The 24,879-nt window shown below is 71.5% G+C and carries 22 protein-coding genes; 11 read left to right on the plus strand and 11 right to left on the minus strand.

Features of this window, described 5'->3' with window-relative positions:
• Positions 1-21: 21 nt before the first annotated feature.
• The 4 genes from surE to FB391_RS05095 form a co-directional block, all read right to left on the minus strand.
• Complete coding sequence (gene surE / locus FB391_RS05080) at positions 22-786, minus strand: 5'/3'-nucleotidase SurE (protein ID WP_141893210.1); 765 nt, start codon at positions 784-786, stop codon at positions 22-24.
• Positions 783-1,790, minus strand: coding sequence for a 1-phosphofructokinase family hexose kinase (locus tag FB391_RS05085; RefSeq protein ID WP_141893212.1), 1,008 nt, complete (start codon positions 1,788-1,790; stop codon positions 783-785). The genes surE and FB391_RS05085 overlap by 4 nt, the downstream gene beginning before the upstream one ends.
• Positions 1,791-1,883: 93 nt before the next feature.
• Positions 1,884-2,924 (minus strand): isopenicillin N synthase family dioxygenase, encoded by a 1,041-nt coding sequence (locus FB391_RS05090; protein WP_141893214.1) that lies wholly within the window; start codon positions 2,922-2,924, stop codon positions 1,884-1,886.
• A gap of 138 nt (positions 2,925-3,062) precedes the next feature.
• Positions 3,063-4,205: an epoxide hydrolase family protein gene (locus tag FB391_RS05095; protein WP_141893216.1), complete on the minus strand. Its 1,143-nt coding sequence runs from the start codon at positions 4,203-4,205 to the stop codon at positions 3,063-3,065.
• A 71-nt stretch (positions 4,206-4,276) separates the two neighbouring features.
• Here FB391_RS05095 and FB391_RS05100 point away from each other — a divergent pair, with 71 nt between their 5' ends.
• From FB391_RS05100 to efeB, 4 genes are all read left to right on the plus strand, one after another.
• Positions 4,277-5,227 carry a helix-turn-helix transcriptional regulator gene (locus tag FB391_RS05100; protein WP_141893218.1) on the plus strand — a complete coding sequence of 317 codons (951 nt, stop codon included), beginning with the start codon at positions 4,277-4,279 and terminating at the stop codon, positions 5,225-5,227.
• Between the two features lie 133 nt (positions 5,228-5,360).
• Positions 5,361-6,359 carry an iron uptake transporter permease EfeU gene (efeU, locus tag FB391_RS05105; protein WP_141893220.1) on the plus strand — a complete coding sequence of 333 codons (999 nt, stop codon included), beginning with the start codon at positions 5,361-5,363 and terminating at the stop codon, positions 6,357-6,359.
• Complete coding sequence (gene efeO / locus FB391_RS05110; protein WP_141893222.1) at positions 6,356-7,582, plus strand: iron uptake system protein EfeO; 1,227 nt, start codon at positions 6,356-6,358, stop codon at positions 7,580-7,582. Before efeU ends, efeO begins: the two co-directional genes overlap by 4 nt.
• Positions 7,579-8,892: an iron uptake transporter deferrochelatase/peroxidase subunit gene (efeB, locus tag FB391_RS05115; protein ID WP_141893224.1), complete on the plus strand. Its 1,314-nt coding sequence runs from the start codon at positions 7,579-7,581 to the stop codon at positions 8,890-8,892. Before efeO ends, efeB begins: the two co-directional genes overlap by 4 nt.
• 82 nt (positions 8,893-8,974) lie before the next feature.
• Here the strand turns inward: efeB and FB391_RS05120 are convergent, their stop codons facing one another.
• Positions 8,975-10,174, minus strand: a complete 1,200-nt coding sequence (locus FB391_RS05120) for an oxygenase MpaB family protein (protein WP_221886277.1) — start codon at positions 10,172-10,174, stop codon at positions 8,975-8,977.
• Between the two features lie 170 nt (positions 10,175-10,344).
• Complete coding sequence (locus FB391_RS05125) at positions 10,345-11,538, minus strand: acyltransferase family protein (protein WP_185842947.1); 1,194 nt, start codon at positions 11,536-11,538, stop codon at positions 10,345-10,347.
• A 201-nt stretch (positions 11,539-11,739) separates the two neighbouring features.
• On the opposite strand from FB391_RS05125, the gene FB391_RS05130 reads away from it, so the two are divergent.
• The 5 genes from FB391_RS05130 (at position 11,740) to FB391_RS05150 (ending at position 17,363) form a co-directional block, all read left to right on the plus strand.
• Entirely contained in the window at positions 11,740-12,852 is a 1,113-nt protein-coding gene (locus FB391_RS05130) for a hypothetical protein (protein WP_141893228.1), read from the plus strand.
• Positions 12,853-12,977: 125 nt separating this feature from the next.
• A complete protein-coding gene (locus FB391_RS05135) occupies positions 12,978-14,474 on the plus strand; it encodes a carboxylesterase/lipase family protein (RefSeq protein ID WP_141893230.1) in 1,497 nt (498 codons plus the stop codon).
• A 13-nt stretch (positions 14,475-14,487) separates the two neighbouring features.
• Positions 14,488-15,369 (plus strand): alpha/beta fold hydrolase, encoded by an 882-nt coding sequence (locus FB391_RS05140; protein ID WP_141893232.1) that lies wholly within the window; start codon positions 14,488-14,490, stop codon positions 15,367-15,369.
• 115 nt (positions 15,370-15,484) lie between these two features.
• A complete protein-coding gene (locus tag FB391_RS05145) occupies positions 15,485-16,690 on the plus strand; it encodes an LLM class flavin-dependent oxidoreductase (protein ID WP_185842985.1) in 1,206 nt (401 codons plus the stop codon).
• Position 16,691: 1 nt separating this feature from the next.
• On the plus strand, positions 16,692-17,363 hold the full coding sequence (locus tag FB391_RS05150; RefSeq protein WP_141893236.1) for an FMN reductase: 672 nt from the start codon (positions 16,692-16,694) through the stop codon (positions 17,361-17,363).
• A gap of 3 nt (positions 17,364-17,366) precedes the next feature.
• On the opposite strand, the gene FB391_RS05155 is transcribed toward FB391_RS05150, so the two are convergent.
• Positions 17,367-18,215: a DNA/RNA non-specific endonuclease gene (locus FB391_RS05155; protein WP_141893238.1), complete on the minus strand. Its 849-nt coding sequence runs from the start codon at positions 18,213-18,215 to the stop codon at positions 17,367-17,369.
• 35 nt (positions 18,216-18,250) lie between these two features.
• A complete protein-coding gene (locus FB391_RS05160) occupies positions 18,251-18,853 on the minus strand; it encodes a DedA family protein (protein ID WP_141893240.1) in 603 nt (200 codons plus the stop codon).
• A gap of 139 nt (positions 18,854-18,992) precedes the next feature.
• Here FB391_RS05160 and FB391_RS05165 point away from each other — a divergent pair, with 139 nt between their 5' ends.
• Positions 18,993-20,993: a glycosyltransferase gene (locus FB391_RS05165; RefSeq protein ID WP_141893242.1), complete on the plus strand. Its 2,001-nt coding sequence runs from the start codon at positions 18,993-18,995 to the stop codon at positions 20,991-20,993.
• Here the strand turns inward: FB391_RS05165 and FB391_RS05170 are convergent, their stop codons facing one another.
• From FB391_RS05170 to FB391_RS05180, 3 genes are read right to left on the minus strand one after another with little or no spacing between them, the layout of a single operon-like run.
• Positions 20,994-21,668 carry a YrhK family protein gene (locus tag FB391_RS05170; RefSeq protein WP_246093361.1) on the minus strand — a complete coding sequence of 225 codons (675 nt, stop codon included), beginning with the start codon at positions 21,666-21,668 and terminating at the stop codon, positions 20,994-20,996.
• A gap of 38 nt (positions 21,669-21,706) precedes the next feature.
• Positions 21,707-21,892 (minus strand): hypothetical protein, encoded by a 186-nt coding sequence (locus tag FB391_RS05175; RefSeq protein ID WP_141893244.1) that lies wholly within the window; start codon positions 21,890-21,892, stop codon positions 21,707-21,709.
• Between the two features lie 17 nt (positions 21,893-21,909).
• On the minus strand, positions 21,910-22,092 hold the full coding sequence (locus FB391_RS05180; protein ID WP_018172185.1) for a DUF5302 domain-containing protein: 183 nt from the start codon (positions 22,090-22,092) through the stop codon (positions 21,910-21,912).
• A 309-nt stretch (positions 22,093-22,401) separates the two neighbouring features.
• Here FB391_RS05180 and FB391_RS05185 point away from each other — a divergent pair, with 309 nt between their 5' ends.
• Positions 22,402-24,681: a polyribonucleotide nucleotidyltransferase gene (locus FB391_RS05185; protein ID WP_141893246.1), complete on the plus strand. Its 2,280-nt coding sequence runs from the start codon at positions 22,402-22,404 to the stop codon at positions 24,679-24,681.
• The last annotated feature ends 198 nt before the right edge of the window (positions 24,682-24,879 follow it).

The raw sequence follows: 24,879 nt of genomic DNA on the forward strand, positions 1-24,879 counted from the left end.
GTGTGGGGAGGCCTTCGTCGTTTACGGACGCGGGGATGCCTCGTGCTCGGCGAACCCCAACGGCACATGCGAGACGGGGTCGAGGCCGGTGAGCGTCACCCAGCCCTCCGCGAGATAGGCGGCGTCGCTGCCGGGTTCAGGCGTGTTGGGGAGGTCCTCGACGGCGAGGCGGATGTGCCCGGCGTCGCGCTCCGTGAGCGTGGTCTGCACGATGCCGAAGGGCGCCAGCGCCGCCTCGACCACACCGCGATGCGACGGCGTGTTCGGCACATTGAGGTTCACGACCGTGCCGCGAGGGCGGCCGAGCAGGAAGGGCAGGAGCTCGATCGCGACGGCGGCTGCGGCATCCCAGTGGAACTCCACCGGGTTCATGCCCACGTCCAGCGAGACCGCCTCGCCCCACGCGCCGTTCAGGCCTCCCGTGAGCGCTGCGCCGACCGTGCCGGAGTGCAGGATGGCCCGGCCGACGTTGGCGCCGTGGTTGACCCCCGACAGCACCAGCTCCGCCGGCTCGCCGAACGCGCCGTGCGCGGCGATGAGCGCCACGAGCCCGGGACCGCCGCGCACCGCGAACGCGGGGACGCCGTCGAGGCCCGGCAGCTCGCGTCGCTCGATGGCGATGCGGCCGCCCTCCTCTGCGGCGACGATCGAGGCGCTGGTTCCACTGGACTGCCGCATCGGCGCCGCCACCGTCACATCCAGTCCGGCTGCCTGCGCCGCGCGAGCGAGCGCGTGCAGGCCCGGGGCGTCGATGCCGTCGTCGTTGGTGATGAGCGTGCGCGTCATCGCTCCTCCTCCGGGTCGGCCAGTGCCGCCAGCCCGTCCGGGCTCACATGGCCGGTGACGGACTGATCGACCCCGGCGGCGGAGTCGTCGACGATCTCGCGCACCGCGACGGACTCGCGAAGGAGCGCGATGGCCTCGGGGTCGCCCGTGCCGAGGCCGTGGCGCGTGACGTTGAGCGCTCCTGCCGCCGCACCGGTGACGATCGCCTCGCGGACCGGCTCGCCCCGTGCGATGCCGGCAGCCACTCCGGCCGTCAGCGAGTCGCCGGCTCCGCGCGTGTCGGCGACCTCCATCCGCGGCGCCGCCACCTCGACGAAGCCTTCGCCGTCCAGCATCAGCAGCGGCTCGCTGGACCGTGAGACGATCACCACTCCGGCACCTCGACGGCGCAGTTCGCGCATCGCGCGCAGGAGCTGCTCGGCGGTGTCGTCCGTGGTCAGGCCATCGTCGGCCAGCTCTTCGTGGCTCACCTTGAGCACATCCACGCCACCCTCCAGCGCGGCGGCCAGCCGTTTGCCCGCGAGGTCCGCGACGACCGTCGCGCCGCCCTTGCGAAGGTCGGCGGACAGGCGCCGGTAGGTGTCGGCCGGCAGCGTCTCGTCGCCCGCGGGACCACTGAGGATCGCGATCCCCGAGGCCAGCCCCTCGCGCAGGGCCACCCCGTACAGCTCGTCCAGGTCGTGGCGGGCCAGCGGCTCGCCCTCGGTCTCGGCGATGATGCGGCGCTCGCCGCCGCGGCGGTCGTGGACGTAGGCCGAGCCCTTGCCCGGGCGGTCGACCCCGACGACGGTGAAGCCCTCGTCTTCGAGCAGGTGGCGCAGCATCCGCCCGATCTCGCCGGTGAGCGAGCAGCACATGGTGACCGATGCGCCGAGCCGCAGGAGCATGCGGGCCTGCCAGACCCCCTGGCCGCCGGCGTGCAGATGGATGTCGGGCTCGCCGCCGTGCTCCTCGACGGTGACGGTGAGCGTCGGGGACGGTGCGAAGATCGTGACGTCGCTCATGCCTGCGACGCTAGGCCGGTGCTCCGGCGGTCGCGACCCCCTTGCGGGCGCCCACCGCGCCTGCAAGACGCCGGTGGGGACGGAAGGGCGCGGTCAGGTCGTCGGGGTCGCGCGCGCGGCCACGAGGTCGGCGTGGTGGATCTCGGCGACGTCCGGGTGGGCGCGCAGACGAGACTTCAGCGCGTTCTCGCCGTAGAGCGCGTGGATCGGGTTGGCAGGATCCTGCGTGACGCCGCGCGCCTGCGCCGCGAGCTCGGCCGGCAGCTCGATGAGCGGCAGGCGCTTGTCGAGGGCGGGATTGAAGAAGAACGGGACCGAGATGCGGTCGTCGGGGAACGTCGGCGAGATCACGCGGTGCTTCGTCGCGATCAGGTAGCCCTGCGTGGCGTACTCGAGCAGCTCGCCGATGTTGACGACGAAGGCGCCGGCGACCGGAGGAGCGTCGACCCAGTGCCGCTCGCCGGTGGCAGTGTCCTCCCGCTCGACCCGGAGCCCTCCCTTGCCCGGCTCGACCCACAGCAGAGTCAGCACGCCGGAGTCCTTGTGGGCGCCGACGCCCTGCTGGGGCGTGGGATCCTCCTTGCCGGGGTAGCGCACGATCTTGATGAGGGTCGAGGGCTCGCCGAAGTGCTCGTCGAAGTAGTTCTCGGGCGCGCCGAGCGAGAGCGCCCACGCGCGCAGCAGCTTGCGGGCGACGCCCGACAGGTGATCGTGCCATTCCGAGACGACCTCACGCAGCTCGGGCTGCGCCTGCGGCCACAGGTTGGGGCCGATGAGGCGCGAGAAGTCGGGTGCGGCGGGATCGGTGACCGCCTCGCGCTCGGGCCCGATGTCGATCTGCTCCCGCCAATCGACCTTGCCCTGCGTGCGCTCGCCGCCGACACGCGTGTAGCCGCGGAAATGGGGGCTGTTGATGTTCTCGATCGCCAGCTTGTCGGCGTCGGGCAGGGCGAAGAAGTCGCGCGCGGCCCGGTGCAGTCGTGCCTCCAGCTCGGGCGAGACGCCGGTGCCGGTGAGGTAGAAGAACCCGACGTCGTGCGTCGCGGCGCGCAGGTCGTCGCGGAACCGCGCGGCGGCCTCGGGTCCCGCGTCGAGCCGGGAGAGGTCGAGGATCGGCAGGTTGAGCTCCGTCATGAGGCGAGGCTAGGCGGATGCCGCGTCCTCCGCCCGATTGTTGCCCTCGGTTACCCGCGCCGGTGGGTGACGACGGCGAAGGGGTGGATCGCCGCAGCCCGCGACGATCCACCCCCTTCGCTGCTCCCGGCGCGCCGGCTATGCGCTCGCGAAGAACGAGCGGATGTCGGCGACCAACAGGTCGGGGACCTCGAGGGCGGCGAAGTGGCCGCCGCGCTCGAAGCGGCTCCAGTGCACGATGTTCGCGTTGTCGCGTTCGGCGAATACCCGGATCGTCTGGAAGTCGTCCGCGAAGACCGCGACGCCGGTGCGCGCCGTGCTCACCTGCGGTGCCGCATCCGCCAGCGCGTTCTCGCGGTAGGCGCGGCTCATGCCGGCCGACGCGTTGGCGAACCACGCGACGCTCACCTCGGTCAGGATCGTGTCGAGCGGGACGAGCGAGGTGCCGTTGCCGAACGACGTGAACAGCTCGGCGTAGGCGAGGTGGCCGACGGGGGAGTCCGACAGCGCGGCGGCGATGGTCTGCGGACGCGACGCGTTCATCGTGTTGTACGCGCCCACGGACTGGAACCACTGCATGTGCTCCAGGCCCGCGTAATCCTGCGGTTCCAGCTTCTCGAACTCGGCCGGGTCGCCCGACGGGAACGAGAACAGCTGAAGCACGTGCAGCCCGAGGAAGCCCGCCGGATCCTGCAGGCCGAGCTCGCGCGCCACCATCGCACCGTTGTCGCTGCCGTGGATACCGTACGAGTCGTAGCCGAGGCGTCGCATCAGCACGTCGTAGGCCGCGGCCACGCGTGCCGTCGTCCAGCCCGCCTCGGTCACCGGCTGGCTGAATCCGAACCCGGGTGCGTCGGGCACGACGACGTCGAACGCGTCCTCGGCGCGGCCCCCGTGCGCCACGGGATCCACGAGAGGCCCGATCATGTCGAGGTAGTCCACGAACGACCCCGGGTACGTGTGGGCGAGGAGCAGCGGCGTCGCGCCCTCGTGCGGCGAGCGCACGTGCACGAAGTGGATGTTCTGCCCGTCGATCTCGGTCGTGAAGTGGGGGAACTCGTTCATGCGCGCCTCGGCGGCACGCCAGTCGAATCCGTCGCGCCACCGGGCGACGGCCTCGGTCAGGAAGCTGTTGGGGGTTCCGGACTCCCAGTCGTCGACCGGCGCGGGCTGCGGGAGCCGCGTGCGGGCGAGGCGCGCGGTCAGGTCGTCGACGTCGGCCTGCGGCACGGCGATGCGGAACGGGTGGATGCCGGTGGTCTGAGCGGTTGCGGTGTTCATGTCCCTGACGTTACGGTTCAATCAGGCAAGTTCTCTTCCTGTTATACCGACGTCATACGAGGAGATCGTGAATGGCCGACACCTCGGCGCGCATGCTGGCGCTGCTGGCGCTGCTGCAGGGGCGTCCGCACTGGCCGGGGCCCGAGCTCGCGGCGCGGCTCGGCGTCTCGGTGCGCACGATCCGCAACGACATCGAACGTCTGCGCGGGCTCGGATACCCCGTCGAGGCGGAGCGCGGCCGGGCGGGATCGTATCGCCTCTCCGCCGGAGGCAAGCTGCCGCCCCTGCTCCTGGACGACGAGGAGGCCGTGGCGGTCGCGATCGGCCTGCGCGTGGCGCGCGGCGTGGCCGGTGTCGACGAGGCCGGTGCGCGTGCACTGGCGAAGCTGCTGCAGGTGCTGCCCGAGCGGCTGCGCCCGACCGTCGACGCGGTCGCCGCGACCGTCGACAGCGGTCCCGAGAACGTCGGCACCGATGCGCCCGATCCCGAGGTCGACCCCGCGGTGCTCCGTGCCGTCGCCCAGGCGGTGCGCGCGGGGGAGTGGCTGCGCTTCGACGACCGCGGCACTCCTCGGCGCGTCGAGCCGTATCGGCTGCTCAGCTGGCAGCGGCGGTGGTACCTCGTCGCGCGGGATCCCGACACCGCGGAGTGGGAGACGTTCCGGCTCGACTGGATCGAACCGAGGATGCCCACGCGCCGGCCCTTCGAGCCGGTTGCCGTCCCCGGCGGCGACTTCACGGCCTTCGCGCTCCGGTCGATCGCGGCGGGCGGCTGGAACGTCCACGCGCGGCTGCGCATCGCCGCACCGGCCGAGCGGGTGATCGCACGCATCAACCCCACCGTCGGCGTGGTCGAGGCCGTCGATCCCGAGACCTCGGTGCTCGTCACGGGCGCCGACAGCCTCGAGACGATCGCGGCCTACATCGGCATGCTCGGCATGGACTTCACCGTCGATTCGCCCGCCGAGCTGGCGCCTCACCTGCTGCGCCTCGCTGAGCGTTACACGCGCGCCGCAGGCTGAGTGGACATCGCCCGGAGCGGTCGAGTAGCGTCAAAGGTAAGGCTCACCTTACGATTGATGTCGCCCGATCGACGTCCAGGTGCGCCGGGTGCGACGGAGCGCCGCTCGTCCGCCAAGAAACTCAGGGATCCCCTTGCTCGCCACGTTCCTCATCGGCCTGCGTGAAGGCCTCGAAGCCGCGCTCGTCGTCGGCATCCTCGTCGCGTACGTGACCCGGCTCGATCGCCGGGACGTGCTCCCGCGACTGTGGGTCGGCATCGGACTCGCCGTCGCCCTCGCGCTCGTCATCGGCGCGACGCTCACGTTCGGGTCGTACACGCTGACATTCCAGGGCCAGGAGATCCTGGGCGGCACCTTGTCGCTGCTGACCGTGGCGATGGTCACCTGGATGATCTTCTGGATGCAGAAGACCGCCCGCACCATGAAGCGGTCGCTGGAAGGCGGTCTCGACCGCGCGCTCGCCGTGGGGAGCCTCTGGGCGCTCGTCGCGATCGGCTTCGTCTCGGTCGCCCGCGAAGGCGTCGAGACGACGCTCCTGCTGTGGTCGATGGTGCAGTCGTTCGGCGACGCGCCGGCCGCGCTCACCGGTGCGCTGCTGGGGCTGGCCGTCGCCGTCGTGCTCGGCTGGCTGCTCGCCCGCGGCATGCTCAAGCTCGACCTGCGTCGCTTCTTCGCCTGGACCGGCGGCTTCCTCATCATCGTGGCCGCCGGCGTGCTCGCGTACGCGATCCACGACCTGCAGGAGGCCGGTGTCTTCCCCGGCCCGTTCACCGAGGCCGCCCCCGTGGACGCCGCCACCGGTGCCGTCCTCGTGGGCTGGGCCGCGTTCCCGTTCGGCTGGGCGTTCGACGTGACCGGCGCGATCCCGCCCGGCTCGGTGCTCGCCACCGTGCTCCAGGCGACCGTCGGGTTCATGCCGCGCATGTCGTGGATCCAGGTCGTCGCGTGGATCCTCTATGTCGCGATCGTCGGCGCAGTCTGGGCGCGCCGGCAGTTCGCGCCGCGCACGCCCGCGACGACGGCATCCACCGCTCCCGCCACGGCGCCGGCATCCACGGCTCCCGCCGGTGCGGCGGAGCCGCCCGCCGCCTCCTCGACCGCTCCCGTCCTGTCCCCGCAAGGAGAAGCATGACCGTCCGCCTGATCCCGGCCCTCGCCGTCACCGCGCTCGGCGCTCTGGCGCTGTCGGGCTGTGTCGCCAAGACCGACGCCGCCGCCACCGACGCCCTGACCGTGTCGTCGACCGCCTCGGCGTGCGACGTGTCGGGCGACGCGGCCACGAGCGGCACGCTCACGTTCGACGTGAGCAACGACGGCGACGACGTGACGGAGTTCTACCTGCTCGCCGAGGACGGCCTGAGGATCGTCGGCGAGGTCGAGAACATCGCGCCGGGCACCTCGCGCACGCTGACGATCGTCGCCCAGCCGGGCGAGTACTTCACCGTGTGCAAGCCCGGCATGACCGGCGACGGCGTGGGCCGCGCCGCCTTCACCGTCTCGGGGGATGCCGTCGCTCTGACCGGTGAGGACGCCGAGCAGAAGCAGCAGGCCGTCGGCCTCTACGCCGCGTTCGTGAAGGACCAGGTCGGGCAGCTCGTGCCCGCCGTCTCGGACTTCGTCGCCGCGTACGAGTCGGGCGACGACGAGGCCGCCCGCACGCAGTTCCCGCAGGTGCGCGCCTACTACGAGCGCATCGAGCCGGTTGCCGAGGCGCTCGGCGACCTCGACCCGCGCATCGACTACCGCGAAGTGGATGCCGTCGCCGAAGGTCTCGACTGGACCGGCTTCCACCGCATCGAGAAGGATCTGTGGGTTCCCGCCGCCGACGCGCTCAACGCCGACGGCGAGACGCCCGCCTGGCAGGGCTGGGCGCCGTCCACGTCCGACGAGCGTGCCGCCTACGGCGACCAGCTGATCGCCGACGTGCAGGAGCTCTACGACTACGTGCACGGCGACGACTTCGCCGCCGCGCTCGCCGATCAGGGCATCGGGGGCATCTCCAACGGCGCCATCGCCCTTCTCGACGAGGTCGCCACCGGCAAGATCCAGGGCGAAGAGGACTGGTGGTCGCACACCGACCTGTCGGACTTCGCCGCCAACGTCGAGGGCTCGAAGATGGCGTTCTCGCTCGTCCGCGACTTCGCCGAGGCGCAGGGCGACGACGGTGCGGCCCTGGCCGACGAGATCGACGGCGGCTACGCCGACCTCGAGGCCGCGCTCGCGCAGTACGGCTCGCTCGATGCCGGCTTCGTGTCGTACACCGACCTGTCGGACGACCAGAAGCGCGACCTCACCGACCTCATCAACGCACTCGCCGAGCCGCTCGCGCAGCTCACGAACACCGTCCTGGCGTGACCGACTCCCCGGGAGAAGACCAGGTCGCCGAGCCCGTCGAAGCGCCGCGTCCTGGTGTCTCGCGCCGTGGGCTGCTGGGCCTGGCGCTGGGCGCCGGCGCCGCAGGCCTCGCGATCGGCGCCGGAGCGGGGGCGGCGACCGCCGCCGCCGTCGGGCGCGCGCAGCAGGCACAGGACGCGGCATCCGCCTACGACTTCTTCGGAACGCACCAGGCGGGCATCACGACACCCGTGCAGGACCACCTGCATTTCGCATCGTTCGACATGATGGCCCGCACCGATCGCGAGGACCTCGTCAGTCTGCTGCAGGATTGGTCGTACGCCGCATCCCGCATGACGCAAGGTCTCGACGTCAGCGCCACCGGTGCCATCGGAGGCTCGCCCGAGGCTCCGCCGGACGACACCGGCGAGGCCCAGGGGCTCGCGGCGAGCGGGCTGACGATCACGTTCGGCTTCGGGCCGACGCTGTTCGAGAACGACGAAGGCGATCGGTACGGGATCGCGGCACAGCGGCCGCCGCAGCTGCAGAAGCTGCCGGCGTTCCTCGGCGACGACCTCGATCCCGAGCACTCCGGCGGCGACCTGTGCATCCAGGCGTGCGCCGACGACCCGCAGGTCGCCGTGCACGCCATCCGCAACCTCAGCCGCATCGCGTTCGGCCGCGCGCGCCTGCGCTGGTCGCAGCTGGGCTTCGGCCGCACGTCGCGCACGACGGCCGCGCAGTCCACCCCGCGCAACCTGTTCGGGTTCAAGGACGGCACCGCGAACATCCTCGCCACCGACGACGCGGCGCTCGACGAGAGCGTGTGGGTGGCGGCATCCGACGATCCGTCCTGGATGGCCGGCGGCTCGTACCTCGTCGCGCGCAAGATCGCGATGCTCATCGAGACGTGGGACCGCGTGCGCCTGACCGAGCAGGAGGCGATCGTCGGCCGCGACAAGGGGGCGGGTGCCCCGCTGTCGGGCGGTGACGAGTTCACCGAGCCCGATTTCGACGCGACGGCGAAGGACGGCACGCCGGCGATCCCCGTCACGAGCCACGTGCGCCTCGCGCACCCGGACGCGAACAAGGGGATCCAGATCCTGCGGCGCGGGTACAACTTCGTGGACGGCAACAACGAGCTGGGCCGGCTGGATGCCGGGCTCTTCTTCCTGTCGTACCAGCGCTCGCCCGAGCAGTTCGTCACGCTGCAGCGCTCGCTGTCGACCGACGCGATGAACGAGTACATCCGTCACGTCGGTTCGGGCATCTGGGCGGTGCCCGCCGGTGCGGCGGAGGGTTCGTACGTCGGCGCCGCGCTGTTCGCGTGATCGACCCGCCCGCCTGACGGGATGCCGCCGGCCGCGGTGCCGGGCGGTGAGGTCTGCAGAGCCCGCCCGGCACCGCATCGCGTCAGAGGCCCGGCCGGTTGATGTCGGGGATCGTGATGGGCGTGGTCGTGCCGGAGCCGCCGCGATTGAGGAACGCCATCGCGATCGCCCGCACGAGCTGGTCGAACATGTAGAAGCCGACCGGCGCGATCGGCAGCAGCCCCTCACGGAAGGCGATGTAGGTCGGCCAGCCGGCGCGAATGGTCGCCGCCGAGACGTAGTCGCGCTTGAGGCCCAGCCAGTCGCCGATGTCGTTGCCGAGCTGGTACCGCACGAACACGTTGAGGAACCCTCGCGTGACCCCGAGGTCGACCTGCGCGGTCAGCCCGAGGAGCACCTCGGCGAGATCCTGACCCTCGGGCGTCCACGCCAGCTTCGGGGTGAGGATCTGCTCCGCCTGCGAGTGGGCGGCCGCCCACGTGGCGGGGATGTACTCGTCTCGGACGCCGAGGAAGTGCAGCGCGACCTGCCACGAGTGCAGGAACGCCTCTTCGTCGGCGGACGACATCGGCACCTTCCACTCCTTGAGCTTCTTGTGCGCGAACGTGCCCGTGCTGTGGAAGGTGACGAGGATGTCCTGGTTGCTGATCGGGATGGTCTCGTCGGCCACGGCCTTCCAGTACGGCGACTGCGGCAGCAGGTGCCGCACGGCGGCGTGCACCATGCGGGTCTTGTTCGAGGTGACCTTGAACTGCCCGCTGTTCTCGAAGGCGTTGATGTCGCTCAGGTCGTAGCCGAACGAGAACGTCTTCGCGGCGCGGTCCTGCATGTCGGCGCCGCCCTTCGACCAGTAGACCGACTTCGCCTCGCGCGGGATGACGGTGCTCATGATGCCGCCGCCCAGGCCGTAGATGAGGAACAGGTACGTGTCCTTGCGGCGGTTGAAGTCGGCGGCGCGGCGGAGCTTGGCCATGTCGGCCCACGCCGGCATGGCGGTGCTGCCCTGCAGGAAGCCGGCGAGCTCGGGCGGCAGTCCCGAGGGGAGGGGCTGCCAGTTGTGCACCCACGAGCCGATCGCGGCGTTCACAGCCGGCACCTGGCCGGTGTCGATGACGTTCGCCATGATGCGGTCGATGTCGTCATCCCACACCCACTGCGGATCGGTGCCGGAGCCGCTGCCCAGCACGGAACCGACGGGAGACCATGACCATGCCGCCCGGGGGACGGCGACACCTGCGAGACCGAGTGCGGCTCCGAGTGTCAGGACGGAGCGCCTGCTCATTTCAGGCATGGGGGAACCTGCTTCCAGACAGGGATGGACCACGCCGCGACGACACCCTCGACGTCGCTCCCGCACCTTCGATCCATCCAGGACGAATGTGATTCGCCGTTAACATATGGGCAACGCGCACGCCGCACAACCCCTGATCGCAGGGGCGTGTCGCGAGTGCCTCAGCCGTTCTGGCGCGGGTCGGGCCGCGGCATCCCGGGTCCGCGTGCGGCGCGAGGCTCTTCGCGCGGACGCCGCGAACCGGTGGGGTCGCTGCGGCGCCCCTCGCGGCGGGCGAGCGTGCGGTCGGCGAAGAGCCAGGTCGGACGCGGCTCGACGAGCGGCCGGAAGATGCGCCGCACCGGCTTGGTCGCCAGGCCCAGCGCGATGAGCACCGACCCGACGATGACCAGCGGGAGCCACAGCCACGTGGGTTCGGCGTTGCGCAGCAGGCCGTTCTCGCGGAACGGGTAGAGCACGAACGAGTGCAGCAGGTAGACGTACATCGTGTACTGGCCGAAGTGCGTCCACCAGTGCGTGCTGCGCGGCACGAGAGCGAAGAACGCGGCCGCCAGGACGAGCGCCACGACCATCAGCGCCAGGCGCACCCCTCCGGCCCACCACTGCGTGCCGCCGATCGAGGCGTAGTTCTCGTCGTAGAACAGCCACTCGCGCAGGTTCATGTCGCGCCATTGGTCGACGAAGAACCAGGCGGCCCACGCCGCGACGGCGAACAGGCCGAGGCCCGTCGCGAACACCCACCACGGGCGGCGCACGAGCAGCTGCAGCCGAGCCACGACGTCATGCTCGTTCAGCCACCAGCCGAGCGTGAAGAACGGGAGGAGGCCCAGCGTGCGCGACAGCGAGAACGTGGAGTCGATGTTGGGCAGGTAGCCGGCGCCGATCGAGATGACGACGGTCCACAGCAGCGGCCATCGCAGCAGTGCCAGGTACGGCAGCACGACGCGGAAGATGCCGAGCGCCAGCAGGAACCACAGCGTCCAGGACGGCTCGGTGATGTTGGGGTTCGCCTGTCCTTCGACGAGCCACTTCGTCAGCGTCCACAGCCCCTCGAACACGAGGTACGGCACGAGGATGTCGGTGATCACGCGCGCCATCTGGGTCTTGGTCGGCGCGTCGGACTTCGAGAAGTACCCCGAGATGATCGCGAACGCCGGCATGTGGAACGCGTACACGACAAGGTAGAGACTCAGCGCGATGTCGGAGTCGTACGTGAGCCGCTGCACGGCGTGCCCGAGCACCACGAGCACGATGCACGCGAAGCGGGCGTTGTCCCAGAAGGGCGTGCGCCGACGCGGGCGGGCGATCGGCCCCGTGGGGGCGGCCGCCGGGGTCCGGGCGCTGCTGCCGGTCATCGTCACCTCCGGGCGCAGACCAGACTAGGCGACGCCGCGCCGAGTCGTCGCCGAAGAGGCGCATGGCGCGCCGAACGGAGGGCTTCGACGCGCCGCCGTCACGGATTCGGCGTTTTCTCAGCTTTCCCATAGGGTCGGTCCGCGGCGCACCCGTCGCGACATGAGACATGTGCCGCGGATGCGGCTCGAGGAGGATGCAGGATGGCCGGAGTCGCGACTCGCGCGCGAGTGACCGTGGCAGCTGTGGTGACGGGAGTGCTGCTCGCCGTCGGCGCGAGCGTGCCCGCGTGGGCGGACTCGATGGACGATCTGCTCGCGGTCGACACGTCGCTGAGCGCGGCCGTCGACGCGTTCGCGACCGTGTACTCGGACCAGAGCGCGTCGAACGAGGATGCCGCGGCCGCCGCCGGGACCTTCCAGACGTCCGCGGAGTCCGCCCAGACCGAGTTCCAGTCGATCGCCGACGAGACCACCGACACGGAGCTCGCGGCCTACGCGGGGGACTTCTCGGACGAGGCGGGCGACATGGCTGTCGCGGCGGGGGACATCGTCAGCGCGTTCGGCACCGAGGACGCCGACGCGCTCTCGCAGGCCGAGACCGATCTGTCCGCCGCCATGGACGCGTACTCCGCGAGTGCCGACGCGTACAACGACTACCTCGCCACCGTGCCCGTCTCGCCGTTGACCGACCCCGCCTTCGTCGGCTGGCTGACCGTGCTGGTCATCGCCGTCGTCTTCCTGATCCTGACGCTGGTCTTCGCGCTCGTCACCCGCAAGCACCAGGGCCTGCTTCCCGCCAAGCCCGACAAGAAGGGCGCCATGCAGCAGACCTCGCTGAAGCGGCTCCGCTGGATGGTCGTGCTGTGGGCCGGCGTGTTCGCGGTCGGCGCCGCGATCCCGTTCTTCCAGGTCGCCTTCGCCACGCCCGACGAGAACGGCGAGTACACGTACAACGTGTTCTGGTACCCGCTGGCCGCGGGCGTCGTCCTGTCGATCGTGGGTCTCGTGCAGTACTTCATCGCGGCCGCGACCGTACGCCGTGAGGGCTCCGCGCCCCTGTACGACCCGAACGCCCCGCTTCCCGTCGCCGACGACGCCGCCGCGGACGCCGCGCCTGTTGCGGCCGGCGCACCGGCGGCTCCGGCGGTGGATGCGACGGGCATCTCGGGTGCGCCGGCGCCGGCCGCGCCGGCCGCTCCGGCCGCCGAGACGACCGCTGTACCCGTCCCCGCGGCACCTGCCGCGACGCTGGATGCGCCTGCAGTCGTCGCGTCCGCGCCGCAGGACGCGCCCGTCGCCGAGCCGCGGGCCTGACACCCGCGACCGCCGCACGGCCCGTGTCTCCGACGCGGGCCGTGCGGCGTTCTGCTTGACACCGAGTCCCACCCTGACCGACTCTGAGTGCGAGCGTGCCGAGGGTGCCGCGCGAAGGGGATGACATGACGGATGCCGCCACGGGGACCGGAGCGACGGCCGCGGCCGCGCCACCTGTCGTGACCCTCTCGAGTGGCGCCGTGCGCGGCACGCGCGAGGGCGCGCTGGACCGGTTCCTCGGCATCCCGTACGCGGCCCCGCCGGTCGGCGACCTGCGGTTCCGCCCTCCCGCCCCCGCCGCGGCCTGGGAGGGGGAGCGGGATGCCGCGGCCTTCGGCCCGACCGCTCCGCAGCGCCCGTACGCCCCGGCGATCGCGCGCTACCTCGCCTCGGTCGAGGTGCCGGGCGACGACATCCTCACCGTCAACGTGTGGACACCGGCCGACCGAGCGCCGCAGGCGGCGCTGCCGGTCCTCGTGTTCGTGCACGGCGGCGCGCTCACGCGCGGTGCGGCCGCGCTGCCCACGTACGACGGCGAGCGCTTCGCGCGCCACGGCATCGTGTTCGTGTCGATCCAGTACCGACTCGGGCAGGAGGGGTTCGCGGTGCTCGACGATGTGCCGCACAACCTCGGCGTGCTCGACCAGGAGGCGGCGCTGCGCTGGGTGCGGCGCGAGATCGGGGCGTTCGGGGGCGATCCCGCACGCGTGACGGTGATGGGGCACTCGGCGGGCGCGAACACGCTCACGGCGCTGCTCGCCCTGCCGCACGCCAAGGAGCTGTTCGACAGGGCGATCCTGCAGTCGGGGCCGCTCGTCGCGCAGCCGCCGAAGCGGGCCGGCCGCATGACCCGCGAGATCGCGAAGCGGCTGCGCATCGCGACGACGCGCGCGGGCTTCGCGGCCGTGGCGCCCGAGGCGCTGGTCGCGGAGCAGACGCAGGTGGCGGCCGGCGGCTCGCCCCTCGGCGGCGGCCCCACGGTCGCGCTGGCGATCGGCGGCGAGGCCGTGCCGCGCAACCCGCTCGACGCGCTCCTCGACGGGCAGGGGAGGGGCATCCCCGTGCTCATCGGCTCGACGAGCGAGGAGTACCGGCTGTGGCTCGTGCCGTCAGGCGCCGTCGACAAGGCGGGGTGGCCGACGGTGACGCTCGCGCGCCTCGCGGCACGGATGCCCGCGCGGATCGTCCGCGCGCGCCGCGCGCGGCGTCCGGGGGCGCTCCCGGGCGAGGTGCTCGGCGAAGTGATGACCGACATGCTGCTGCGCGGCCCGATCACGCGGTTCGCCGACAGCCGTGCCTCCGCCGCCGGCGCGGCGCCGACGTGGGTGTACGAGTTCCGCTGGAGGAGCCCTGTCGACCGCCTGGGTGCGGCGCACGTCATGGAGCTCGGCTTCGTGTTCGACCGGCTCTCGGAGCCCGACGCGATCGGGATCGGCGGGCCCGACGGGCCGCAGGCGCTTGCCGACGCGATGCACGGCGCGTGGGTGTCGTTCGTCGTCGACGGCGACCCGGGCTGGGCGCCGTGGTCCGCCTTGCGCCCCGTGCAGGCGTTCGACGCCGACGGCGGGCACATCGACTACGCGCCGCGGCAGGATGAGCTGGAGGGTCTGCCCGAGCGGTAGTGTCGCAGTCGCGATGACGACGATCGACGACGCGCTGCAGCGCGACCAGGCCCTCCCCGACTTCGACTGGCACGCGTTCCCCGCGGGCACCGAGCGAGACGTGTTCGCGGCTCCGAGCGGCGGCCTCGCGCGCGTGCGACTCGGTGACCCGGACGCGCCGCGCGTCGTGCTGGTGCCGGGCGTCGCCGGGTCGAAGGAGGACTTCGTCCTGATGTTCCCGCTGTTCGCGGCGGCCGGCTACCGGGTGGAGTCCTACGACCTCGCGGGTCATTACGGATCGGTGGATGCCGGTCCCCACAACCTCGTCCCGCCGCGCGAGCACTACGACTACCCGCTGTTCGTGGAGGACCTCGTCGCGATCCTCGAGGACGGGGGCCCCGCCCACGTGCTCGGCTACAGCTTCGCCGGCGTGGTCACCGAGCTCGCCCTGGTCGCCCGTCCCGACCTGTTCCGCAGCCTCACGCTCATGTCGGCGCCGCCGGCGACGGGCCAGGTGTTCCGCGGCGTCAAGCACATCGGGCCGATCTCGGACATGTCGCCGCACCGTGCGGCCGGACTCATCCTGTGGGGCATCCGCTACAACCTCAACCGCACCCCTCCGGGTCGCATCGCCTTCGTGCGCGAGCGTCTCGGCATCACCGGGCGGGCCTGCATCGACGACGTCGTGGGCCTCATGATGACGACGCCCGACATGACGGACGAGGTCGCGGCAGCCGGCATCCCGAAGCTCATCGCGGTCGGCGATCAGGATCTGTGGCCGCAGGCGCAGCACGACGAGTACGCCGCCCGCATCGGGGCCCGTGTCGCGACCTACCCGACCGGCCACGCGCCGTGCGAGACGACGCCCCACCAGCTGGCGCGCGACATGCTGCGCCTCTTCGCCGACGCGCGGTGAGGCGCCGGGGAATAAGTTTGAACCGCACGCGTTGCACGAGATACATTCATTTGCATAGACCTTCACAAAGGGGAAGCGGGAAGAGATCGTGAGCGAGAGCACCACGTGGCAGGGCATGCAGTTCGGCATCTTCTCGGTGAGCGACATCACCGAGGACCCCACGACGGGCAAGACCCCGAGTGAGGCCGAGAAGATCCGCAACGCGGTGACCCTGGCCAAGCACGCCGAAGAGGTCGGACTGGACGTCTTCGCCATCGGCGAGCACCACAACCCGCCGTTCTGGTCGTCGTCGCCCACGACCACGCTGGCGTACATCGCCGGTCAGACCGAGCGACTCATCCTCTCGACCGCGACCACGCTGATCACGACGAACGACCCGGTGAAGATCGCCGAGGACTACGCGATGCTCCAGCACGTGGCGGGCGGGCGCATGGACCTCATGCTCGGCCGCGGCAACACCGGCCCGGTCTACCCGTGGTTCGGCAAGGACATCCGCCAGGGCCTGCCGCTGTCGATCGAGAGCTACAACCTGCTCCACCGGCTGTGGCGCGAGGACGTCGTGGACTGGGAGGGCCAGTTCCGCACGCCGCTGCAGGGCTTCACCGCGACCCCGCGTCCGCTGGACGGCGTCGCCCCGTTCGTGTGGCACGGCTCGATCCGCACGCCTGAGATCGCCGAGCAGGCCGCGTACTACGGCGACGGATTCTTCGCCAACAACATCTTCTGGCCCGCCGAGCACTACCAGCGCCTCATCCAGCTGTACCGGCAGCGCTACGCCCACTACGGCCACGGCACCCCCGAGCAGGCGATCGTCGGCCTCGGCGGTCAGGTGTTCATGGCGGCGAAGTCGCAGGACGCGGTGAACCAGTTCCGCCCGTACTTCGACAACGCCCCGGTGTACGGCCACGGCCCGTCGATGGAGGACTTCACCGAGATGACGCCGCTGACCGTCGGTTCGCCGCAGCAGGTCATCGACCGCTACGCCGGCATGCGCGAGACCTTCGGCGACTACCAGCGCCAGCTGTTCCTCGTCGACCACGCCGGACTGCCGCTGAAGACGGTGCTCGAGCAGCTCGACATCCTGGGTGGAGAGGTCGTGCCCGTGCTGCGCAAGGAGCTGCAGAAGAACCGTCCGGCGGAGGTTCCGGACGCGCCCACGCACGCCGGCCTGGTGAAGGCGAAGTACGGCGACGGACCTGCCCGCCAGGCGGTGCCGGGCGCGAACCGCGGTGACAACCTGACGGCCGGCTCGCCTTACCAGGACGCCGGCGCCGTCGCCCCGGCGGGCGCCGCATTCGGCCTCGGCCGGAAGGAGGCGTGACATGACCGCCGCTGCCTTCGGAGGGGCGCGCGGAGCGCGACGCATCGCCGTCGTCTCGGCCGGTCTGTCCAACCCGTCGTCGACCCGCATGCTGGCCGACCGCCTCGCCGCGGCCACCGCCAAGCAGCTGTCGGAGCGCGACATCGAGATCGAGGTCGACGTCTTCGAGCTGCGCGACTACGCGCACGACATCACGAACAACCTGCTCACGGGCTTCGCGCCGCCGGCGCTGGAATCGGTGATCAACGCGGTCGTCTCGGCCGACGCGCTCATCGTCGTCACGCCGATCTTCTCGACGAGCTACTCCGGTCTGTTCAAGTCGTTCATCGACGTGCTCGACCCGGACGCCCTGACCGGCAAGCCGGTGCTCATCGGCGCGAACGCGGGCACGGCGCGGCACTCGCTCGCGATCGACTACGCGATCCGCCCGCTGTTCACGTACCTGCACGCCGAGCCGGTCTCGACCGGCGTGTTCGCGGCGTCAAGCGACTGGGGCGCGAGCGCCGACAACGTGGCTCCCCTCGCGGAGCGCGTCGACCGCGGTGCGCGTGAGCTCGCCGAGGCCATCGCGCGGCGCGAGCCCGCGAAGGACAGCGACCCGTTCGACCCGGCGAACTACCTCGGCGAGGGCCGCTCGTTCGGTCACCTGCTCGGAGGCCTGTCGGGGGAGTAGCCCTCAGCCCAGGTACACGTCCGCCGGTGCGCGGAGAAGACGCCACCCGTCTTCTCCGCGCACTTCGGCGTCTCCTGGCGGCCCGGAGCGCAGGACATCGGCGGCCACGAGCGGACCCACGTCGATGCGCGCCAGCGCCGCGATGTCGGCGATCGGCGCCTGGAAGGTGCGGAAGGCACCCAGCCGCGGCACGGCGAGAGCGCCCTCGACGACGTCGATGAGCTCCGACTGGTCGAGCACGAAGCCCGCCGCGGCCAACCGCGGATCCTGCGTGTCCGCGGTCGCCCACGCCGCGACCTTGAAGAACCGCCGAGGGATCAGGATGCCCCGATACGCCGGATCCTCGTCGGCCAGCACCGGCGCCGTGAAGACCGAGAGGCGCTGGTCGGTGGCATCCGCGAACTCGAGCACGTGGTCCTCCAGCCCGAGCCACAGCTCCTTCGACTGGTTGAAGCCGCTCGCCTGCGGCGCCGCGTTCGGGTAGACGAACGTCGCCGCGGTGGCCGCCTGCGCCTGCGCGGGCGTGCCCCAGCCCGGATCGCGTCGACGCACCAGATGCCCGCGATCGAGGTCGTTGTCGGCGTACACCGCCGGACCGGCCTGCTCGCCGGCGGGCACGCGCGGGTCGAGACGCCACTGCCCGGCGCGGGGAAGGTCGAGCAGCGACGCGCCGTCGATGTTCACGCCGGTGACCGCCGCCAGGCGTCGAGCCGGGTCGAGCAGCACGGTGAACCGCGGATACGTCAGCTCACGCGTCGAACGCGCGTCCGCGGGTGCGGGCAGCGGTACCGCGACTTCCGGAGCCGCGCCGAGGAAGCGGTCGTCATAACCCGTGGTGCTCACCTGTGTCATGCCCTCATCCTGTCGGCTTCCCGAGACATCCCCGCTCATCCGCGGGGTCGCGCCGGGCCGAGACGCCGGGCGAGCACGGCGTCGACCGCCAGCCCGAGCCCCACCGCGGACACGACCGACACCACGCCCGCCACGACCGGGCCGCCGGGCACGATCGTCGCCACGACGGCGCCGACGAGCGCCTGGTACAGCGCCCACGCGAGCGCGGCGAGTCCGGCCACCGCGAGGTAGCGCGGCGCGGGCAGCCGCGCGGCACCCGCCGTCAGGTTGACGGCCAGCCGTGCGAACGGGATGAAGCGCGCCGTGAACAGCACGAGTGCCGCACGCCGCTGCAGGCGCACACGCGCCCAGGCGAAGGCGGCCTGCGCCCGGGGCGCCCGCATCCAGCGCCACCGTTCCAGCCCGATGGTGCGCCCCACGAGATAGCACAGCGCGTCCCCGGTGAACGCGGCGCCGGCCGCCACCAGCACGATCGCCGCGAGCAGCGGCTCGCCCCGGGCCACCGAGAGCGCACCCAGCGCCGTCACGGCGGCCTCGCCGGGGATGACGACGAGGAACGCGTCGCCCAGGACGAGGACGAACAGCAGCGGGAGCGCCCAGGCGCTGCGCGCCACCTCTGTCAGCAGGTCGTCGACCACCCCTCCTTTGTACGCGCGCGCGGTGAACGGCGACCGAACGGGGCACGTCCGGTGACCTGCCGCGGTGCATCGGGTGAACACTTCCGGGCGAGCGCCGGTTCGCGGCATCCCGTCGTCGTGGGGCCGTCACGCTGGGGGCGTGAGAGTCGCACTTCTCGCCGAATCGTTCCTGCCCCACATGAACGGGGTGACGGGGTCGGTGCTCCACGTCCTGCGCCACCTCGCCGCCGAGGGTCACGAGACCCTGGTGATCGCGCCGCGCGCCGGCGAGATCACCACCGACCTGCACGGCGCGCGCACCGAGCTGCTGCGGTCGGTGCCGCTGCCGTCGTATCCCGACGTGCGCGTCGGCTTCGCGCGAGCGGCCCGTCTGGCCGCGATCCTGCGCGAGTTCGATCCCGATGTCGTGCACCTCGCATCGCCGTTCGTCCTCGGCTGGCAGGGAGTCGCGGCCGCCGACGCGCTGCGCGTGCCGACGGTCGCCGTCTACCAGACCGACGTGGTGGCGTACGCCGAGAAGTACGGGATGCCGCAGGCCTCGGCGCTCGCCGGCCGCCATCTCGCGCGCCTGCACCGGCGTGCGACGCTCACCCTCGCCCCGTCCGCGGCGTCGCTGCGCCAGCTGGAGGACCTCGGTGTGGACCGGCTCCGTCGCTGGGGCCGCGGCGTCGACACCGAGCGCTTCGGGCCGGAGCGTCGCAGCGACGCGTGGCGCGCCCGTGTCGCGCCGGGCGAGCTCATCGTCGGCTACGTGGGGCGGCTCGCCCCCGAGAAGCAGGTCGAGGATCTGGCCGCACTCGCCGGGCTCGACGGCGTCCGCCTCGTGATCGTCGGCGACGGTCCGGCGCGCGCGGCCCTTGAGCGGCTCCTCCCCGGCGCGGTGTTCACGGGGCATCTCACCGGCGACGTCCTGGCCGAGACGCTCGCGAGCTTCGACGTGTTCGTGCACCCGGGCGAGAGCGAGACCTTCGGCCAGACCATCCAGGAGGCGCTCGCCAGCGCCGTGCCGGTCGTCGCGACAGGGGTGGGCGGACCGGTGGACCTGGTCCGGTCGAGCGTCGACGGCTGGCTCTACCGGCCCGGTGATCTCGCCGACCTGCGGGCGCGGGTCGCCGACCTCGTCGGCGACGAGGGCAAGCGCCGCGCGTTCGCGGCCGCGGCGGGGGAGTCCGTGCGCGAGCGCACCTGGGAGGCGGTCTGCCGCCGGCTTGTCGCGTACTACGACGAGGCGCGGACGCTGCGTCCGATCGACGACGCGCTGCCGAGAGGGAGTGCGCGGCGCCCGTCTGCGCCCCTGGCGCGGCCTGCGCCGCCGGCCGGGCCACGGGCGTGGTCGCGTTTCGTCGCGTTGGGCGACTCGATCACCGAGGGGCTGTGCGACGCGTCGCGGATGCCGTCAGGGGAGTACCGCGGCTGGGCGGATCGCCTCGCTCAGCTGCTCGCGCACGCCCGCGGCAGCGACGGATCGTTCCGCTACGCCAACCTCGCCGTGCGCAGCCGCACCGTGCGCGGACTCGTCGACGAGCAGGTGCCGCACGCGCTCGCACTGCGCCCCGACCTCGTCTCGGTGCTGATCGGCGCGAACGATCTCGTCGCGCGGCGGGTCGATCCCGTCGCCGTCGCCGCCGAGGTCGCCGGTGCCGTGCGACGGCTGAGAGATGCCGGCATCGATGTGCTGCTCGTGACGCCTTTTCTCCCGCGGCGCCGCGCGACCGCGATCTTCGCGCGCCGCTTCGCGCTGTTCGCCTCGGAGCTGCGTCGCATCGCGGACGGGACCGGTGCCGTCCTGCTCGACACCGCGGTGTTCCTCGACGCTGACGGGCGACCTGCGATCGCCGACCTCGACCTGTGGGCGGACGACAAGGTGCACCTGCGCTCGCGAGGCCACCGGTTCCTGGCGTATCGCGCCGCCGAAGCGCTCGGGGTGCCCGACGCCGAGGCGCTCGGCGACCTCGATGCCGCGCTGCACGCCGAGGGCGATCCCGTCGCGCAGGGCACGTGGCTGCGGCGCGACGCACTGCCCTGGCTCTGGCGGCGTCTGCGGGGGCGCACGGCGGGCGACGGGAGGGTGGCCAAGCACGACGGCTACGTGCTCATCGGAGGGCGCGGCGACGTGCGCGAACAGGTCCGCTCTCGCTGATCACGAGGACGCGCCGCGATCCCGCGTCCCGACCGCGCGGCGTGGGATCGTGCGGCGCGAGAGCACCGCGGCCGCGAAGAAGCACACGGCGCCGATGGCCGTGCCGACGTTGGTCCACTCCTCGCTCACGGGCGCTCCGGTGGTGGGGACGACGAAGGCGGCGACGGCCGAGACCGCGAACGCGATCGACCCGAGCATGTTGAGGCCGGTGCCGTGCCACGTCCTGGCGTCGGCGTCCCACAGCCGCTCGCGGCCTCGCGTCGCCGCGACGGCGAGGCCGCTCGAGATCAGGAACGCCGCGGATCCCCAGGCGTCAGGGCGCCAGCCGGCGCCGACGGCCTCCGGATCGGCCACCGCCGTGATCAGGGCGGCCGCGGTGGAGACGTTGAACAGGAGCGTGCCGACGAACTGGATCGCCGCGGACCACCAGTCCTCCCGGTCGGGGGCGTTGGTGCGCTCGCGGGGCGGGCGACGACCGCTGAGGAGCAGCTGGATCGCGGCGGCCAGCGTGAAGAAGATCGACCCGACGAAGAAGGTGACATCGGTCCAGACGAGGCCGGCCCAGGTCGCGTACGCGGGAAGGGCGCCGGCGAAGAAGCACAGCGAGCCGATGGCGAAGCCGTATGCTTCCCGGCGCAGCCTCCGCACCCCGGCCGTCTCCGTTCCGGCCGTCACGAGACGGGCTCCGCGGATCGCTCGACGGGCGCCACCGCTCAGTCGCCGGGGTCGATCTCGCCGGCCTCGATCGCCGACTCGTGCTCTTCGAACTCCTGCTCGTCGACCTCGTCCTCGATGGCCTCGAGCGGATCGATCGTCGCGGGCGGCAGCTCCAGCTCGGTGTCGTCGTCCAGCGGCACGTCGCGCTCGTCGTCCGGGATGCTCTCGCGGAAGTCGCTCATGTCACACCCCGTGAGCCCTACCCGCTCTTGCGGCGGAACTCGCGCTTGGTCACTGCGCCATGGGTGCCGTGGACGGCCGAGTCGCCGTCGAGGTGCGACTCGCCCTCGCGGTGCTGTGCGTTCTTCTTGTCGAGCGCTTCTTTGAACTTGCGCTTCATCTCATCGGATGCCGCAGACGCCGGCTTCTCGTCGGTGCTCATGCCCCCACCCTAGGCGCGGCATCCGACGCTCGCCAGGGTGAGGGGGAATGCGGTCCTCGCTGATAGGCTTGTGCGGGTTGCCCTGTGGCATCCGCTCAACTACATATGAGCTTACGGAGCAGGCCGGCAGGAAGCTGGTCCCCATTGGTGGGTTCCCCGACGCGAGCGCGGCGGGTGGTCTTCTACTGGTGACCAGTGCTGGCGAGTCCCGCGGCAGTGCCGCGCGCCGAGATCTGCCTGTTCCTGCTCCTTCGCACAAGCTCGTGCGCGAAACGCGCGTGCGAGCCTAAACAAAGAAGGAGGGACCTCTTGGAAGGTCCGGAAATCACTTTCGCCGAAGCCGTCCTCGACAACGGCCGCTTCGGCACCCGCACCGTCCGGTTCGAGACCGGACGACTCGCGCAGCAGGCACAGGGTGCCGTGGCCGCGTACCTCGACGAGGAGACGATGCTCCTCTCGGCCACCAGCGCCGGCAAGCACCCGCGTGAAGGCTTCGACTTCTTCCCGCTGACCGTCGACGTCGAAGAGCGTTCGTACGCCGCCGGAAAGATCCCCGGCTCGTTCTTCCGTCGTGAGGGCCGCCCGTCGACCGAGGCGATCCTGGTCTGCCGTCTGATCGACCGTCCGCTGCGCCCGTCGTTCGTCGACGGCCTGCGCAACGAGGTCCAGATCGTCGTGACGGTGCTCTCGATCGCGCCGGGCGAGTTCTACGACGCGCTGGCGATCAACGCCGCCTCGCTGTCGACCCAGATCTCGGGCCTGCCGTTCTCGGGCCCGATCGCCGGTGTGCGCCTGGCGCTCATCCCCGGCCACGGCGAGAACGCCGACCAGTGGGTCGCCTTCCCGACCGTGACGCAGCTCGAGGACGCCGTCTTCGACCTGATCGTCGCGGGCCGCGTGCTGCCCGACGGCGACGTCGCGATCATGATGGTCGAGGCCGAGGCCACCGAGCACTCGTGGAACCTCATCAAGGGCGGCGCCACCAAGCCGAGCGAAGAGATCGTCGCGCAGGGCCTCGAGGCCTCCAAGCCCTTCATCAAGGAGCTCGTCGCGGCGCAGAACGTCGTGGCGAACACCGCTGCCAAAGAGATCCAGCCGTACCCGGTCTTCCCGGCGTACAGCCAGGAGGTCTACGACTTCGTCGCGGGCCGCTCGTACGACGAGCTCGTCGGCGTCTACCAGATCGCCGACAAGATCGAGCGCCAGAACGCCGACGACGCGATCAAGGACCGCGTCAAGGCCGAGCTGATCGCCGCCGTCGAGGCGAACGAGCTGCCCGCCGCGGCGACCCTGGAGTTCTCGGCCGCCTACAAGTCGGTGACCAAGAAGATCGTCCGTGGCCGCATCCTCGCCGAGGGCGTCCGCATCGACGGCCGCGGCCTGGCCGACATCCGTCCGCTCGACGCCGAGGTGCAGGTCATCCCGCGCGTCCACGGCTCGGCGATCTTCCAGCGCGGCGAGACGCAGATCCTCGGCGTCACGACGCTCAACATGCTCAAGATGGAGCAGCAGATCGATTCGCTGTCGCCGGTCACGAGCAAGCGCTACATGCACCACTACAACTTCCCGCCCTACTCGACCGGTGAGACCGGCCGTGTCGGCAGCCCGAAGCGTCGCGAGATCGGGCACGGCTTCCTGGCCGAGCGCGCGCTCGTGCCGGTGCTGCCCAGCCGCGAGGAGTTCCCGTACGCGATCCGCCAGGTGTCCGAGGCTCTCGGCTCCAACGGCTCGACGTCGATGGGCTCGGTGTGCGCGTCGACCCTGTCGCTGCTCAACGCCGGTGTGCCGCTGCGCGCCCCGGTCGCCGGCATCGCGATGGGCCTGGTGTCCGACGAGGTCGACGGCCAGACGCGCTACGCCGCGCTGACCGACATCCTCGGTGCCGAGGACGCCCTCGGCGACATGGACTTCAAGGTCGCCGGCACCAGCGAGTTCGTCACCGCGATCCAGCTCGACACCAAGCTCGACGGCATCCCGTCGTCGGTGCTGTCGGCGGCGCTGACGCAGGCCAAGGATGCGCGTCTGACGATCCTCGGTGTGCTGAACGCGGCCATCGACGGTCCGGACGAGATGGCTCCGACGGCTCCGCGCGTCATCAGCGTCCAGATCCCGGTCGACAAGATCGGCGAGCTGATCGGCCCGAAAGGTAAGACGATCAACGCGATCCAGGACGAGACCGGCGCGCAGATCTCGATCGAGGAGGACGGCACCGTCTACATCGGCGCGACCGACGGCCCTTCGGCCGAGGCCGCTCGTGCGCAGGTGAACGCGATCGCCAATCCCACCAACCCGGAGGTCGGCGAGCAGTTCCTCGGCACCGTCGTGAAGATCGCGACGTTCGGCGCGTTCATCTCGCTCCTGCCCGGCAAGGACGGCCTGCTGCACGTCAGCGAGGTCCGCAAGCTCGCCGGTGGCAAGCGTGTCGAGAACGTCGAGGACGTCCTGTCGGTCGGCCAGAAGCTGCTCGTCAAGATCACCAAGATCGACGACCGCGGCAAGCTGTCGCTCGAGCCCGTGCTCGAGGAGGCGGCGGACCAGGAGGGTCGCGCTGCAGCCAGCGAGGGTCCCGAGGCGCCGGCCGAAGGCTGATCCCGTCGTATCACCCGGATGCCCGCTCCCTCCTCACAGGTAGGGGGCGGGCATCCGTCGTCCGGTCCGGATTCCGCGGGATCTGTCCACCGAAAGGGGGACAGAACGCCGGATATCAGGCCTTTGTGACCAAAGCGTTATGTAATGTTTATCGACAGTTCGCCTCAGTGCACGGAGTGCTGTCCGGACTGGCCTACC

Source organism: Microbacterium kyungheense, from assembly GCF_006783905.1.
In the GTDB taxonomy this organism is placed as follows: domain Bacteria; phylum Actinomycetota; class Actinomycetes; order Actinomycetales; family Microbacteriaceae; genus Microbacterium; species Microbacterium kyungheense.